Raw genomic sequence first — 13,750 nt, forward strand, 5'->3', positions numbered from 1 at the left:
GGAGTTTACATTTTAATGTAAAAATCTTTTGTAAGATTGACATACGCCTGGGTGTATTGATGGCGATCTGTCTCAATAATTAGAGTGCCCGTTTCGGTTGTGCTTTTGGTAAATGATAATTCAATCAGGCTTCTTTTTATTTCAGAATTGGGATTGCCTTGGACACGTAAAATAGTATTAGTAAATAAGCCTTGCTTTGAGGCCAATTCAATGAAATTATGTTCTTCCTTGTGAGGAATGATGACACAAAATTGGCCACTTTCGGATAATAGTTTTGAAACACATTCAATCAAATGCTCAAAAGGCATAGCTTGTTGAAATCTGGCAATATCACGTTGGTTATTTTGTGTTTTGTAGTCTTCTGAATAAAATGGTGGGTTGCAGATTATCAAGTCATACGTGTCTTCAATCTCTTCGGCAAACTCATCAAGTGAAGCATGATAACAGAATAGCCTATCAGACCAAGTGGATTGTTCAAAATTATCAACACATTGCTCGTAAGCTTTGTCGTCAATTTCAACAGCATCAATTATTTCGGCTTGGCTACGTTGCGCCATCATGAGTGATAAAACACCTGTGCCAGCACCTATGTCCAAAATTGAAAAAGGATGGTGCTTTAAGGAGGTCCAACTACCCAATAAAACACTGTCCGTTCCAATTTTCATGGCGCATTGGTCTTGTTTGACAGTAAATTGTTTAAACTTGAATTCAGACATCACTATTCTAAATATAAATCTATCAATCCTTCAGGCGTGTCTACTAATATTTCCTTTTTGACTTTGTCAACCTGAACAATGAATTCATCATTCATTGGGATTAAAATTTCCTTACCACCATGGTCAATTTCAAACAAGGCTTGAGCTGTTGAATCATTAACAGATTTTATAATACCAATATTTCCGTGAGATTTATCAATTACCTTGAAGCCAATAATTTCGTGGAAATAAAATTTGTCACCTTCAAGTTTCGGTAAAAATTCCAAAGGCAAATAAACATCACATTTGATAAGTGCGTCAGCATCGGCTTCAGCATCGACATCTTCAAATTTTACACGTAACAGATCTGATTTGTGTAGTTGTGAAGATTCAATAAAAAATGGCACGAGATTATTCCTTAAATCAACGAATAATGCGTCAATATTTTCATAAAGTTCAGGTTCGTCAGTATCTAACTTTATGAGTAACTCCCCTTTAAAACTATACTTTTTAACAATCTTCCCGAGATAAAAACAATCTTTTTTTTTCATATGGCTTAAACAAAAAACCCAGACCGAAAAGTCTGGGTTCAAAGGTATAAAATAAAATTTTCTACTCTTCTTCGTTTGAAGCTTCTGCTTCAACTTCAGGAGCTTCTTCTGTTGCTTCTTCAGCAACTTCCTCTACTGGAGCATTGGCAGCAATTCGTGCTTCATTAGCAGCTTTTTCAGCTTCAATGGCTTTGGCTTTTGCTTCTGCTTCAGCTTTTGCTAAACCTTCAGTTTTAGCTTCAACTTTACCAGCTTTTTCTTCTAACCAAGCGTTGAATTTTTCTTCAGCTTGCTCTTCGGTTAAAGCCCCTTTTCTGACACCACCTGCTAAATGATTTTTCAATAAAGCACCTTTGTAAGATAGGATAGCTCTGGCTGTGTCGGTTGGCTGTGCACCATCCTGTAACCATTTAACGGCACCATCAACATCCAATTCAATGGTAGCTGGGTTCGTGTTTGGATTGTAAGCACCTATTTTCTCTAGGTATTTACCATCTCTCTTTGCTCGTGCATCTGCTGCTACGATCCAGTAATAAGGTTTTCCTTTTTTACCGTGTCTTTGTAATCTAATTTTAACTGACATAAAAATTAATTAGTGAGGTTCACGACCTCGATTATTAATAAGGGCGCAAAGATACTATATTTTTTTTGATTTTTAAATAGTTACAAGAAATTCTATCTTTTTTCGTTTTTTATATTATTTTTGAGATTCTAAAAAGGTCAGATTATGAAGAAACTAACTGTTTTACTGTTGGTCCTAGTGACGGTTTTGAGTTGTAGTGATGAGGTTAAATTCAATACGCCAGCAGTTCAAGGAAAAAAGGATGGTGTTTTTTGGCGTGCTGTTTTTTATGATGCCACTTACAATAGTGGTGGAAGGATTGAGTTGACAGGAGGCAGTGGTAATGAAACACTCAAGTTTACGGTACCTAATTTAGAAACAGGCGTTAAATGGTTAGGTAGAGGTAGTTCCAGTAAAGCCGAATTCTGGGATGTTGATGACATAGGTTATTCTACCAACTTTGTGCCAGATCCAGATTTCTATTTGTATCCAGCTGACGGTGAAATAGAAATTACTCAAGTAACACCTACGTCTGTTTCTGGTCGCTTTTGGTTTAATGCTTACTCACAATCAGGTGCTAAAACTGTAAACTTTAGCCAGGGAGTCTTTTTTGATATCCCACTTTTCAATTTAGAGGGAGGACTTAATTCCTGTGACGATGTGGTGGCTGAAGCCCAAGCAGCTGAAGAACTTTACAATAATACGGACCCTGGAAGTGCACAATATACAGAAGTCTGTTTAGCCTATAAGGAAGCTCTAGAACAGCAAATAGCCACTTGTGGTGGTGGTGGAGCAAACAGCCCCATTCAAATCATTATTAATGGATTGGGAGATTGCCAATAATCTTCATTGAATTAAAAAAATTAACAAACGCGGCAATTGAGCCGCGTTTTTTGTTAAATTATCTTAAAGATTCCAAGATTTTACCCTAAAAACTTGACAAGAACATGTTTGTCTCTTATACTATAGATGCAGATGTGAAACAATACGCATCTTTAAAGAAATTATTGAAATTTAAATGTAAAAGATTATGAAGTATTCAGAAGAAATTTCAAACAAATTAAATGAATTATTAATCAAGAATTATGATGCAGAAAAGGGGTACCTAAATGCTATGGATAACGTAGATTCTCCAACCTTAAAACTGTTCTTCAAGCGTCGAGCTTCTGAAAGAAGCGAATTTGCTAAAGAATTACGAACAGAAATTCTACGCTATGGTGAAATTCCTGAAGATTCAGGAAGCTTCAAAGGTACTGTACACAGAAACTGGATGAGCCTTAAAACGTTATTTTCAAATAATGATGAAGAAGCCATTTTAGAAGAGGCCATTAGAGGTGAAGAAAAAAATCTTGAGGAATATAAAGACATTCTTAAGGATAGAACTTTACCGCCAAGTATCGATTCTATATTGATTAAGCAAAAAAATGCCATTCAAGCAGCTATCAATACGGAGAAAGTTCATGAAGAACTTGTATCATAAATCTAAAATAAAATAAATATAAAGCGCGGCTTTTAAGCCGCGCTTTTTTGTTTACAACTGTTTATAACTTTCATTCGAAAAACTAATAATTATCCCTAATTTTAACCTTCTTATTTTTCAAGAAAAATCAGCTTTATGTACTTAATTTTTGATACAGAAACAACCGGATTACCTAAACGTTGGGATGCGCCAATTTCGGATACCGATAATTGGCCTAGAGCCATTCAAATTGCTTGGCAGTTGCATGACGAAATGGGTCATTGTATTGATCATCAGGATTATTTAATAAAGCCAGATGGTTTTAATATCCCGTTTGATGCCGAAAAAATTCATGGTATTTCAACCGAGTTGGCAGAACAACAAGGTATTCCGTTATCTGAAGTTCTTGAAAAATTTAATGAAGCCTTAAACAAAACCAAATTTATAGTTGGTCAAAACGTTGGGTTTGACATCAATATTATGGGTGCTGAATTCTACAGAGGTGATGTTGCAAATACATTGCAGGAATTACCTGTACTCGATACCTGTACCGAACACACTGCTGAACTCTGTCAAATCCCTGGCGGTAGAGGCGGTAAGTTTAAACTGCCAACGTTAACCGAGCTTCATGAATTTTTGTTTGACACGCCCTTTGCAGAAGCCCATAACGCTACTGCCGATGTTGAGGCCACAACACGTTGTTTTTTCGAGCTAATCCGTCGAGAAGAATATACTCTTGCACAATTGGATGTTCAGCCAGATTATTTTCAGAAATTTTCGGCAGCCAATCCGAAGGAAATTGAACTCATCGGTTTAAAACATATCAATCTTCAAAGAGAAAGTGCTAAAATTCGTGAGCGCATTCAAAAGCAGCAAACCGATACGATTTCCACAGAGGAAATAAAACAAAATATATCTGATTTAGCTGACGTTGATTTTGTGCATTTGCACAACCATTCTCAATTTTCAATACTACAATCTACCATTAGTATTCCAAAACTGGTGTCATCTGCAGCTAAACATGGCATGTCTGCCGTTGCATTAACAGATCATGCGAATATGATGGGTGCCTTCCACTTTGTAAAAGCAACTAATAATCATAATAAATCGGTTGAAGAGAAGAATAAGGCAGCTATTGAAAAGGGTGAGCAACCAACTGCAAAAAAAATAAAACCGATTATAGGCTGTGAGTTTTTTGTTTGTGAAAATCATTTGGATAAAAATCGAAAAGATAATGGTTATCAAGTGGTTTTAATTGCCAAAACAAAAAAAGGCTATCACAATATGGCCAAGTTGTCCTCCATTGCTTACACGCAGGGATTTTATTATGTGCCTCGAATTGACAAGGAGCTAATCAAGCAATATAAGGAAGATATATTGGTGCTAACCGGTAACCTTTATGGCGAAGTACCAAGCAAGGTCTTGAATGTTGGAGAAAATCAAGCAGAAGAAGCTCTTTTGTGGTGGAAACAAGAGTTTGGGGATGATTTGTACATTGAGATTATGCGGCACAATCAAGAAGATGAAAATCGGGTAAACCAAGTCTTGATTGAGTTTTCAAAAAAACATAACATTAAGTTGGTTGCTTCTAATAATACCTATTACGCTGAAAAAGAAGAAGCAAACGCACATGATATTTTATTGTGCGTAAAAGATGGGGAAAAACAGGCTACCCCAATAGGCCGTGGTCGTGGTTATCGTTATGGATTGCCGAATCAGGAGTATTATTTCAAGTCTTCTGAAGAGATGAAAACGCTCTTTAAGGATATTCCTGAAGCCATTTTAAATATTCAAGAGCTGGTAGATAAGGTAGAACCCTATGAGCTGGCACGTGACGTTTTACTTCCAAAGTTTGATATTCCCGATGAATTCAAGCACCCAGAAGATGTAATTGATGGTGGAAAACGTGGAGAAAATGCCTTTTTAAGACATTTGACTTATGAAGGCGCTAAAAAGCGTTATGGTGAAATAACTGATGACATTAAAGAGCGCCTTGATTTTGAGCTTGAAGTCATAGAAAAAACAGGGTATCCAGGCTATTTCCTGATTGTTGAAGATTTTATTCGAGAAGCCAGAAATATGGATGTCTCGGTTGGTCCAGGGCGTGGTTCGGCAGCAGGATCTGTGGTAGCATATTGTTTATGGATTACCAATATTGACCCGATAAAGTACGATTTACTTTTTGAGCGTTTCTTGAATCCGGATCGTGTGAGCATGCCTGATATTGATATTGATTTTGATGATGAAGGTCGCGGTCGTGTTATGGAATACGTAATTGAAAAATACGGTAGTAGTCAGGTAGCACAAATCATTACCTACGGTACTATGGCGGCCAAGTCTTCCATTCGGGATACCGCTAGGGTATTAGACTTACCGTTATTTGATGCCGATAGAATTGCCAAATTAATTCCAACCATGTCCAAATTAGGAAAGATTTTTGGATTGGACGAAAAGGAATTGAGCAAAAAGTTTAGAGCAGAAGATTTAGAAAAGGTTAATCAACTGCTTAATATTTCGGATGGAGAAGATTTAGAGGCGGAAACCGTAAATCAAGCGCGCGTTTTGGAAGGTTCGGTTCGTAATACAGGTATTCATGCCTGTGGTGTGATTATTACACCGGATGATATAACCAATTTTGTTCCGGTTTCAACAGCCAAAGATTCTGAACTATATGTCACGCAATTTGACAACTCGGTTGTTGAGGATGCTGGTTTGTTGAAAATGGATTTCTTGGGATTAAAAACCTTGACGCTGATTAAGGATACCGTGAAAATTGTAAAAGCTAAACATGGTATCGAACTGGATCCTGATAATTTTCCATTGGATGATGAGAAGACTTATGAATTGTTCCAGCGTGGTGAAACAGTAGGTGTGTTCCAGTACGAATCTCCTGGAATGCAAAAACACATGAAGGATTTAAAACCAACGGTTTTTGATGACCTTATTGCTATGAACGCCTTGTATCGTCCAGGACCTATGGAGTATATTCCAAGCTTTATTGCACGTAAACATGGACGTGAAGACATTGTTTATGATTTGCCTGCCATGGAGGAATACTTAAAGGAAACCTACGGTATTACAGTCTATCAGGAGCAGGTGATGTTATTGTCTCAAAAATTGGCAAGTTTTACCAAAGGTGAAGCTGATGTTTTACGTAAAGCCATGGGTAAAAAGATATTTGCTTTACTGGAAAAACTCAAACCCAAATTTTTAGATGGTGGTGAAGCAAATGGTCACCCTCGTGATGTTTTGGAGAAAATCTGGAAAGACTGGGAGGCATTCGCGAGTTATGCCTTTAACAAGTCGCACTCAACCTGTTATGCTTGGATTGCTTATCAGACAGCTTATCTCAAAGCGCATTATCCTGCGGAATATATGGCAGCTGTTTTATCGAATAATATGAATGATATTAAGCAAGTGACTTTCTTTATGGAGGAGTGTAAGCGTATGAAATTAAACGTTCTTGGGCCGGATATTAATGAAAGTTATTATAAATTTTCAGTAAACCAGGATAACGCAGTACGCTTTGGTATGGGTGCCATCAAGGGTGTTGGACATGGAGCCGTTAAAACCATTGTAGAAAATCGGAAACAAGATGGGAATTATAAATCTATTTTCGATTTTGCCAAGCGCATTGATTTGCGGGCGGCTAATAAAAAAGCCTTTGAAAATCTAGCATTGGCAGGAGGATTCGATTGTTTTAAGATGACACACAGGGCACAGTATTTTCATGATGATGGTGATGGGATTACCTTTTTGGAAAAAGCCATTAAATATGGTGCCAAACATCAAGAAAATGAGAATTCTGCACAAGTCAGCCTGTTTGGAGAGTCCAGCGATGTGCAAATAGCAGAACCTCAAGTACCACCATGTGAAGAATGGGGAACTATGGAGAAGTTGGCTCGCGAAAAGGAGGTTGTTGGTATTTATATCTCTGGTCATCCATTGGATGATTTTAAAATTGAAATGAAAACATTCTGTAATGCTACAATTGGCTTGTTTAATAATTTGGAGCCTTATGTGAACAGGGAGTTAACATTTGGTGGTGTGGTAACCGATGTTCAGCATCGTGTGAGTAAACAGGGTAAAGGTTGGGCATTGTTCACCGTGGAAGATTATACCGATAGCTATGAATTTCGAATATTTGGTGAAGAATATTTGAAGTTCAGGCACTTCCTGTTAAAAAATTCATTCGTGTATATAAAAGTGTTTGTAAGAGAAGGATGGACCAATAGAGAAACTGGCAAAAAGAGTGATCCGAGGCTTCAGTTTAATAACTTTCAATTGTTGCATGACGTTATGGATACTTATGCTAAAAAGCTTTCAGTTCAATTGAATATCAATGATTTGATAGAGTCCAGAATAGAAACCCTAAAGGAATTATTTACCATGCATAAAGGTGATCATGCGCTCAATTTTGTGATTTATGATAATGATGAACAAATTAAATTAAGCATGCCAAGCCGTAAACAAAAGGTCAAAATATCTCAAGAGTTATTGGATGAATTAGAAAATAATGAGGTGTATTATAAGTTAAATTAATGTTTTGAAGTTTTTGAGTAGGCTCATTATAACACCAAACAATAAAACTATAGTTAAAACAAATTGTCAGTGTGTAAGCTTTCGCGATTTTTTTGACTAATTTTGCATATAAAATTGAAGTAAAACAGATTAAAATATAGATTATGGCATTAGAAATAACAGATGCAACGTTTGAAGAAACAGTATTAAAAAGTGATAAACCAGTAATGGTAGATTTTTGGGCAGCTTGGTGTGGTCCATGTAGAATGGTTGGTCCAATCATTGATGAGATTAGTAACGAATATGAAGGTAAAGCCGTTGTTGGTAAAGTTGATGTAGATGCTAATCAAGAGTTTGCCGCAAAATATGGTGTGCGTAACATTCCAACAGTTTTAGTATTCCAAAACGGAGAAGTTGTAGGTCGTCAGGTAGGTGTAGCGCAAAAAAGTGCTTACACAGAAGCCATTGACTCGCTTTTATAAAATACTTTCTAAAAGAAATGATAAAAGGTTTGCCCAAACGGCAAACCTTTTTTAGTTTAGACACCAATGGATTTACAACAGGAACTCAATAAAGCAGGCGGATTCAAAAATTTAGAGCTACTGGCAAAGCAGGTAGTTGAGGGTTTTATTGCAGGTATGCATAAAAGTCCGTTTCATGGGTTTTCATCAGAATTTGCGGAGCATAAAAATCTATAATCAAGGAGAGAGTACCAAGCATATTGATTGGAAGCTATTTGCCAAAACCGATAAGTTGTTTACTAAACGGTATGATGAGGAAACCAACCTTCGTTGTCACTTGATTATTGACAATAGTAGTTCCATGCACTATCCTAAATTATCGAGTTTTAGTTTGGATAGTTTAAACAAAATTGCCTTTTCAGCATTAGCGTCGGCTTCTTTAATGCACATTTTAAAAAAGCAGCGTGATGCCGTGGGCTTAAGTATTTATAGCGACAATTACGATTACTATGCGCCTGAGAAAGGTAGTGAGCGACACCATCAAATGCTGTTGCATCAATTGAGTGATATGGTTGTCAATCAACCAATAAATAAAAATACAGATACTTACACCTATTTACATCAAATAGCTGAAAAGATTAAAAGACGTTCCTTGATTTTCTTTTTTACCGATATGTTTCAGACATCTGAAAGTCAGACCAAATTATTTGAGGCCTTACGGCATTTAAAGTTCAATAAACATGAAGTGGTTTTGTTTCATGTGTTTGATAAGAAAAAGGAACAGCAATTTGAGTTTAGTAATGCCCCGAAACGATTTGTGGATGTAGAAACAGGCGAGCATATCAACCTGTATGCGGAGAATATTAAGGAAAATTATGAAAATGCCGTTACAGCATATTTTAATGATATCAAACAAAAATGTACCCAGTACAGAATAAAATATGTGGAAGCGGACATTAATAAAAATTTTGATCATATTTTGACTACCTACATGATTGAGCGGCAAAAGTTTTTATAGGAAACTTTAAAATAATTTTAAAAAAGGTTTGACTTATAAAAAAAGCCGTGTATATTTGCATCCGCAATTAAGCAACGGTCTGGTAGTTCAGTTGGTTAGAATGTCGCCCTGTCACGGCGAAGGTCGCGGGTTCGAGTCCCGTCCAGACCGCTAAATTGCTTAAGCTCCTAAATCTGGAGCTTTTTTTAGCAATAAAATTTAGTTGTGTTGTTTCTGACAATTTTGTCAGAATGTAGTGAGATTCCTTATTTAATTAGGGGCTTACCGATGGAAAGCTTTCCTTTTTTCTTCTAGAAAATAGGGATGCTTTTTTGTTTTGAAAGGGTTTGAATAATAATATATTGTAAGAAAATACTACATAATATGTATTTTATCGATATAAAATGTATTTTAACGATTATTTGATACAATCACAATACCTGAATCTATATTTACATTCCTTCAAATAAGTCCCTAAATCGAATTATTCAGCTTATTTAAGGTTAATTTGTCCATTTAAGACATATTTTGTCTGTTTCCCTCATGTTATAAATACGCATTTAAAGCCTTTTGGCATTTAAATATTTAAGGTTAATAATCCATTCTTCCCTCGACAGCGATTTTTAATTTAAAAATCAATTTAATAGTAAAAAATTAATAGCAAACTGTTGTTTAACCCTAAATCAACTAACATGAAAACCTTAAAAATTACTTTGATGGCAGCCATTTTTTGTACAACGCTTACTGGATTAAGCATTAAAAGTGATGTGCCTACCACTGAACCAAAACAAGAAAAAGTAACATCTCAAGAAGATTTTTCCTATGCCTTTGCAGTTAAAAGGCATGTTAAAAAAGACGGTTCTGTACCGTCAAACGGATAATAGTTTCTGCCATATTTGCTAAATGAACCTCTAAAATTATTTAGGGGTTCATTTATTATTTTTCTTTTAGTAGATTTTATCTATCAAAATTTGATATTTTTAAGGACATAGAAATTTCTTATGTTCTTGAGAATATTAGTTTTTTTCCTACTTCTTACTCCTTACTTGACTCTTAACGCCCAAGAGTCTAATCAGTTGCCTATTACGGATAGTCTTCTATATTACAGAACAATTGCCGAGGACCAATCAAAAAATTTGGATTACCGAATTATTAATGTAAAAAACGCCATTAGGCTGGCTAATAATTCAAAGCAAGACACGAGTATTTTAAAAACAAAAAGATTATTAGCTACTCTCTATCTTAATAAGATTAGTAGAGGAGAAATGCTGCCAGATTCAATTTATAGCCTCAATCACCAGAACCTTAAATTGGCTAAAAAGCTCAAAGATACTTTGGCATTAGCTTACATAAACAATGTTTTGGGATGGTATCATAAAGTTAATTTCAGGCCAGATAGTGCCTACCACTATTACTATAACACAACCAAGTATTTTGATGAATTAAACATGCAGGATGATAAGGCCAGAACATTATTTACAATGGCCGATATTCAATTTGAGGAACGTGATTATGTGGGTTGTGAAAACACAGCAGCAGAATCAATAAAGATTTATGAGACGATGCCTCAAAATGAAGACACATTAGATAATCTTTGGGCCTTATATAACTTGATCGCTATTTCAGCTGATGAGTTAAAACTCTTTGATCAAGCTATTGAGTATCATTATAAAGCATTGTCTTTTAGTGATAAAATGGAAGATAACTATCTCTATACATTATATTCCAATAGTAATATTGCACTTATCTATAAAGAGCTTAAGCAATATAATAAAGCATTAAAAATCTATCAAGATTTATTTGAAAATAAAGCACTTTTAATGGAAGAGCCTAAAAATTATGCATTGATTTTGGGTGATTATGCACATTTAAAACACTTAATGAATGAATATCCTGATTCAGAAATCAAAAGTATGTTATATGAGGCATACAAAATTAGTGATAGTATTCAAGACGAGGCTAGTATCATGTCGGTTGCTTTAAATACTTCAGAATATTATTTGGATAAAAAGGTGTTAGATTCCGCAAAATATTTTTCTAATGTCGCCTATAGTTTAGGAAGAAGTACTTCAACTCATGATGTCGTGTTAAATGCACTAAAGCTGAAATCAAAAATTGATACCACTGATACCTCCTATTTGAATGAATATGTCAAATTAAGTGATAGTTTGGTCAATAAGGAACGTGCCATTAGAAATAAGTTCGCGCGAATAGAATTGGAAACAGATCAACTGGAGTTAAAAAATCAGCAGATAACACGGGAACGTATGTGGCTGTTGATTCTATCCGCTGGATTGTTGATAACATTAGTGTTGTTATATATCATTATTTCTCAACGTGCTAAAAATAAAGAGTTGAAATTAGTCCAACAACAACAGGAAGCCAATGAAGAGATTTATAATCTCATGCTATCACAACAAGACAAGATAGATGAAGCTAGATCCATTGAAAAGAAGCGAATATCTGAAGAATTACATGATGGTATTTTAGGACGTTTATTTGGGACACGATTGAGTCTGGACAGTTTAAATTTAAGCACGAGTGAAGAAGCCATAAAAACCAGAGAAGGCTACATTGTTGAATTAAAAAATATTGAGCAGGAAATTAGAAAGGTCTCTCATGAATTGAACACAGAATTTGTTTCAGGCTCGGGTTATGAAGATATTATTGCTACTTTAATTGAAACCCAATCGGATGCCTATGGCTTCAAGAGTGACATCAGTATTGAAGGTGATATTGTTTGGGAAGATGTGCCAAATAAAACGAAAATCCACGTCTATAGAATTATTCAGGAGTCGTTGCAAAATATTTATAAGCATGCTCATGCAACTCATGTAGAGATTAGTTTTAAACTAAAAAATAATGTAATTTGCTTGTTCATTACAGATAATGGTTCGGGTTTTGATGTCAATAAAGCCAAAAAAGGTATTGGTATTAAAAACATGAATTCTAGAGTAAAGGAAATTCAAGGTGAATTGAATATTACTTCAGAAAAAGACGTAGGAACCAGCATTTTAATTAAAATCCCAATCTAACCTAATAAATAACACCTGATGGAGCAAACGATTCGTATACTCATGACTGATGATCACCCAATTATTATTGAGGGGTATCAAAACACACTGTTGGCAACTAAAAAAGATAATCAAAAGCTATTGATTGATATTGCGAATAATTGTGATGAATCGGTGAAGTTTATGCAACGTGCTATCGAAGCTGAAAAGCCTTATGATGTGTTGTTTATGGATATCAGTTTGCCACCATCGGCTGATGGTAAATTTAATTCGGGTGAAGATTTGGCAAAATATGCCAGAAAAATCATGCCTGAAGCTAAAATTGTTATGCTTACCATGTTTAATGAAAACTATCGCGTTCATAATCTAATTAAAAATATCGATCCGGAAGGCTTCTTGATAAAAAGTGATTTAACTTCAAGTGAATTGGCCAGTGCCTTTCAGGCCGTTCTAAATAATCCGCCATTTTATAGTGGAACTGTCAATAGTATTGTCAGAAGATCTATTACCAATGATATTGATATTGATGATATTGACAGGAAAATTTTGTATTTATTATCTCAAGGTATCCGAACCAAAAGTTTAAAGGATCATATCGATATGTCTATGAGTGCCATTGAAAAACGTAAAAAACAACTAAAATTACTTTTTGATGTGCAGGATGGTAATGACGAAACGCTCCTTGACGAGGCCAGGAGGAAAGGATTTATCTAAAAATTCTTTCAAAAAATGTTAAAATTGTAGTTTTTCAAACACATTCCATGATTTGTAAGCCCTTTACGATAGGGGTTTTTACGGTTTTTCCGTAACAAGTCTACGGTTTTTCCGCAACAGAAATAAGTTTATTATACATACATTTGAATATCAACGACAGATTTGATGAATCCCTCAAAAAATTTGTTGATAATAGCATTTACACAGACCTCGTGGTTTTCATACTAACCGAAAATCATGAGGTTTCTTCTTTTAAAAGGAAAAAATACTGCTTTTATAGTCCCAAACAGTAGATATAAAAAAGCCAAGATAAATAACGGCCACTAGAAATTTAATGAAGGTTCCGGTAAGGAATCCCAGCAATGAGCCGAATGCCGCTCTCATAGCCTTTTTAGAGTCAGATTTATTGATTAGTTCGCCAACCAAAGCACCAACAAAAGGCCAGACTATAATTCCTAATGGCCCGAGGATAGGAAAAAAAATGGCTACGAGTAAACCTATGGTTGTTCCAATCATACCATATTTACTGCCTCCAAACTTTTTGGTTCCCATGGCTGGAATAATATAATCCAAAGCAAAAACCAATAATGCGATCACTAATGTTATTCCTAAAAATATCCAGTTGTCTGCAACTGCATTTGTTAAATAAAGCAGCAATAAGCCTATCCAGCTTAAAGGCGGACCAGGCAAAACAGGTAAAAAACTACCCAAAATACCCGCTAACATAAACAGAAACCCCAAACAGGTAAGAAAAATATCCATATGTTTTTGTTTGT

11 protein-coding genes, 1 tRNA gene and 1 pseudogene are annotated in these 13,750 nt (G+C 35.4%); 9 read left to right on the plus strand and 4 right to left on the minus strand.

What is annotated here, in order from left to right; all coding sequences use genetic code 11:
- Positions 1–5 precede the first annotated feature (5 nt).
- From ACKXGU_RS10255 to ACKXGU_RS10265, 3 genes are all read right to left on the minus strand, one after another.
- Positions 6–665 carry a tRNA1(Val) (adenine(37)-N6)-methyltransferase gene (locus tag ACKXGU_RS10255; RefSeq protein WP_463465229.1) on the minus strand — a complete coding sequence of 220 codons (660 nt, stop codon included), beginning with the start codon at positions 663–665 and terminating at the stop codon, positions 6–8.
- A gap of 53 nt (positions 666–718) precedes the next feature.
- Positions 719–1,246: a ribosome maturation factor RimM gene (gene rimM / locus ACKXGU_RS10260; RefSeq protein WP_463465230.1), complete on the minus strand. Its 528-nt coding sequence runs from the start codon at positions 1,244–1,246 to the stop codon at positions 719–721.
- A gap of 61 nt (positions 1,247–1,307) precedes the next feature.
- Positions 1,308–1,829, minus strand: a complete 522-nt coding sequence (locus tag ACKXGU_RS10265; RefSeq protein ID WP_463465231.1) for a 30S ribosomal protein S16 — start codon at positions 1,827–1,829, stop codon at positions 1,308–1,310.
- Positions 1,830–1,973: 144 nt separating this feature from the next.
- Between ACKXGU_RS10265 and ACKXGU_RS10270 the strand changes: the two genes are divergently transcribed.
- The 9 genes and pseudogenes from ACKXGU_RS10270 (at position 1,974) to ACKXGU_RS10310 (ending at position 12,974) form a co-directional block, all read left to right on the plus strand.
- Positions 1,974–2,651 (plus strand): DUF6252 domain-containing protein, encoded by a 678-nt coding sequence (locus tag ACKXGU_RS10270; RefSeq protein ID WP_463465232.1) that lies wholly within the window; start codon positions 1,974–1,976, stop codon positions 2,649–2,651.
- Positions 2,652–2,838: 187 nt separating this feature from the next.
- Positions 2,839–3,288 (plus strand): ferritin-like domain-containing protein, encoded by a 450-nt coding sequence (locus ACKXGU_RS10275; RefSeq protein WP_463465233.1) that lies wholly within the window; start codon positions 2,839–2,841, stop codon positions 3,286–3,288.
- Between the two features lie 135 nt (positions 3,289–3,423).
- Entirely contained in the window at positions 3,424–7,809 is a 4,386-nt protein-coding gene (gene dnaE / locus ACKXGU_RS10280) for a DNA polymerase III subunit alpha (protein ID WP_463465234.1), read from the plus strand.
- 143 nt (positions 7,810–7,952) lie between these two features.
- Positions 7,953–8,270, plus strand: a complete 318-nt coding sequence (gene trxA / locus ACKXGU_RS10285) for a thioredoxin (protein ID WP_103050957.1) — start codon at positions 7,953–7,955, stop codon at positions 8,268–8,270.
- A gap of 66 nt (positions 8,271–8,336) precedes the next feature.
- Positions 8,337–9,267 (plus strand): annotated as a pseudogene (locus ACKXGU_RS10290) (DUF58 domain-containing protein).
- A gap of 76 nt (positions 9,268–9,343) precedes the next feature.
- Positions 9,344–9,417: transfer RNA gene (locus tag ACKXGU_RS10295), tRNA-Asp, on the plus strand.
- A 521-nt stretch (positions 9,418–9,938) separates the two neighbouring features.
- The gene (locus ACKXGU_RS10300) at positions 9,939–10,127 is read left to right on the plus strand and encodes a hypothetical protein (protein ID WP_463465235.1); all 189 of its coding nucleotides are present in this window, start codon (positions 9,939–9,941) and stop codon (positions 10,125–10,127) included.
- Between the two features lie 126 nt (positions 10,128–10,253).
- Complete coding sequence (locus ACKXGU_RS10305) at positions 10,254–12,281, plus strand: tetratricopeptide repeat-containing sensor histidine kinase (protein ID WP_463465236.1); 2,028 nt, start codon at positions 10,254–10,256, stop codon at positions 12,279–12,281.
- A gap of 18 nt (positions 12,282–12,299) precedes the next feature.
- A complete protein-coding gene (locus ACKXGU_RS10310; protein ID WP_463465237.1) occupies positions 12,300–12,974 on the plus strand; it encodes a response regulator in 675 nt (224 codons plus the stop codon).
- Positions 12,975–13,226: 252 nt separating this feature from the next.
- On the opposite strand, the gene ACKXGU_RS10315 is transcribed toward ACKXGU_RS10310, so the two are convergent.
- Positions 13,227–13,736: a DUF456 domain-containing protein gene (locus ACKXGU_RS10315; RefSeq protein ID WP_463465238.1), complete on the minus strand. Its 510-nt coding sequence runs from the start codon at positions 13,734–13,736 to the stop codon at positions 13,227–13,229.
- Positions 13,737–13,750: the final 14 nt, after the last annotated feature.

This window comes from Hanstruepera sp. CR43 (assembly GCF_055227665.1).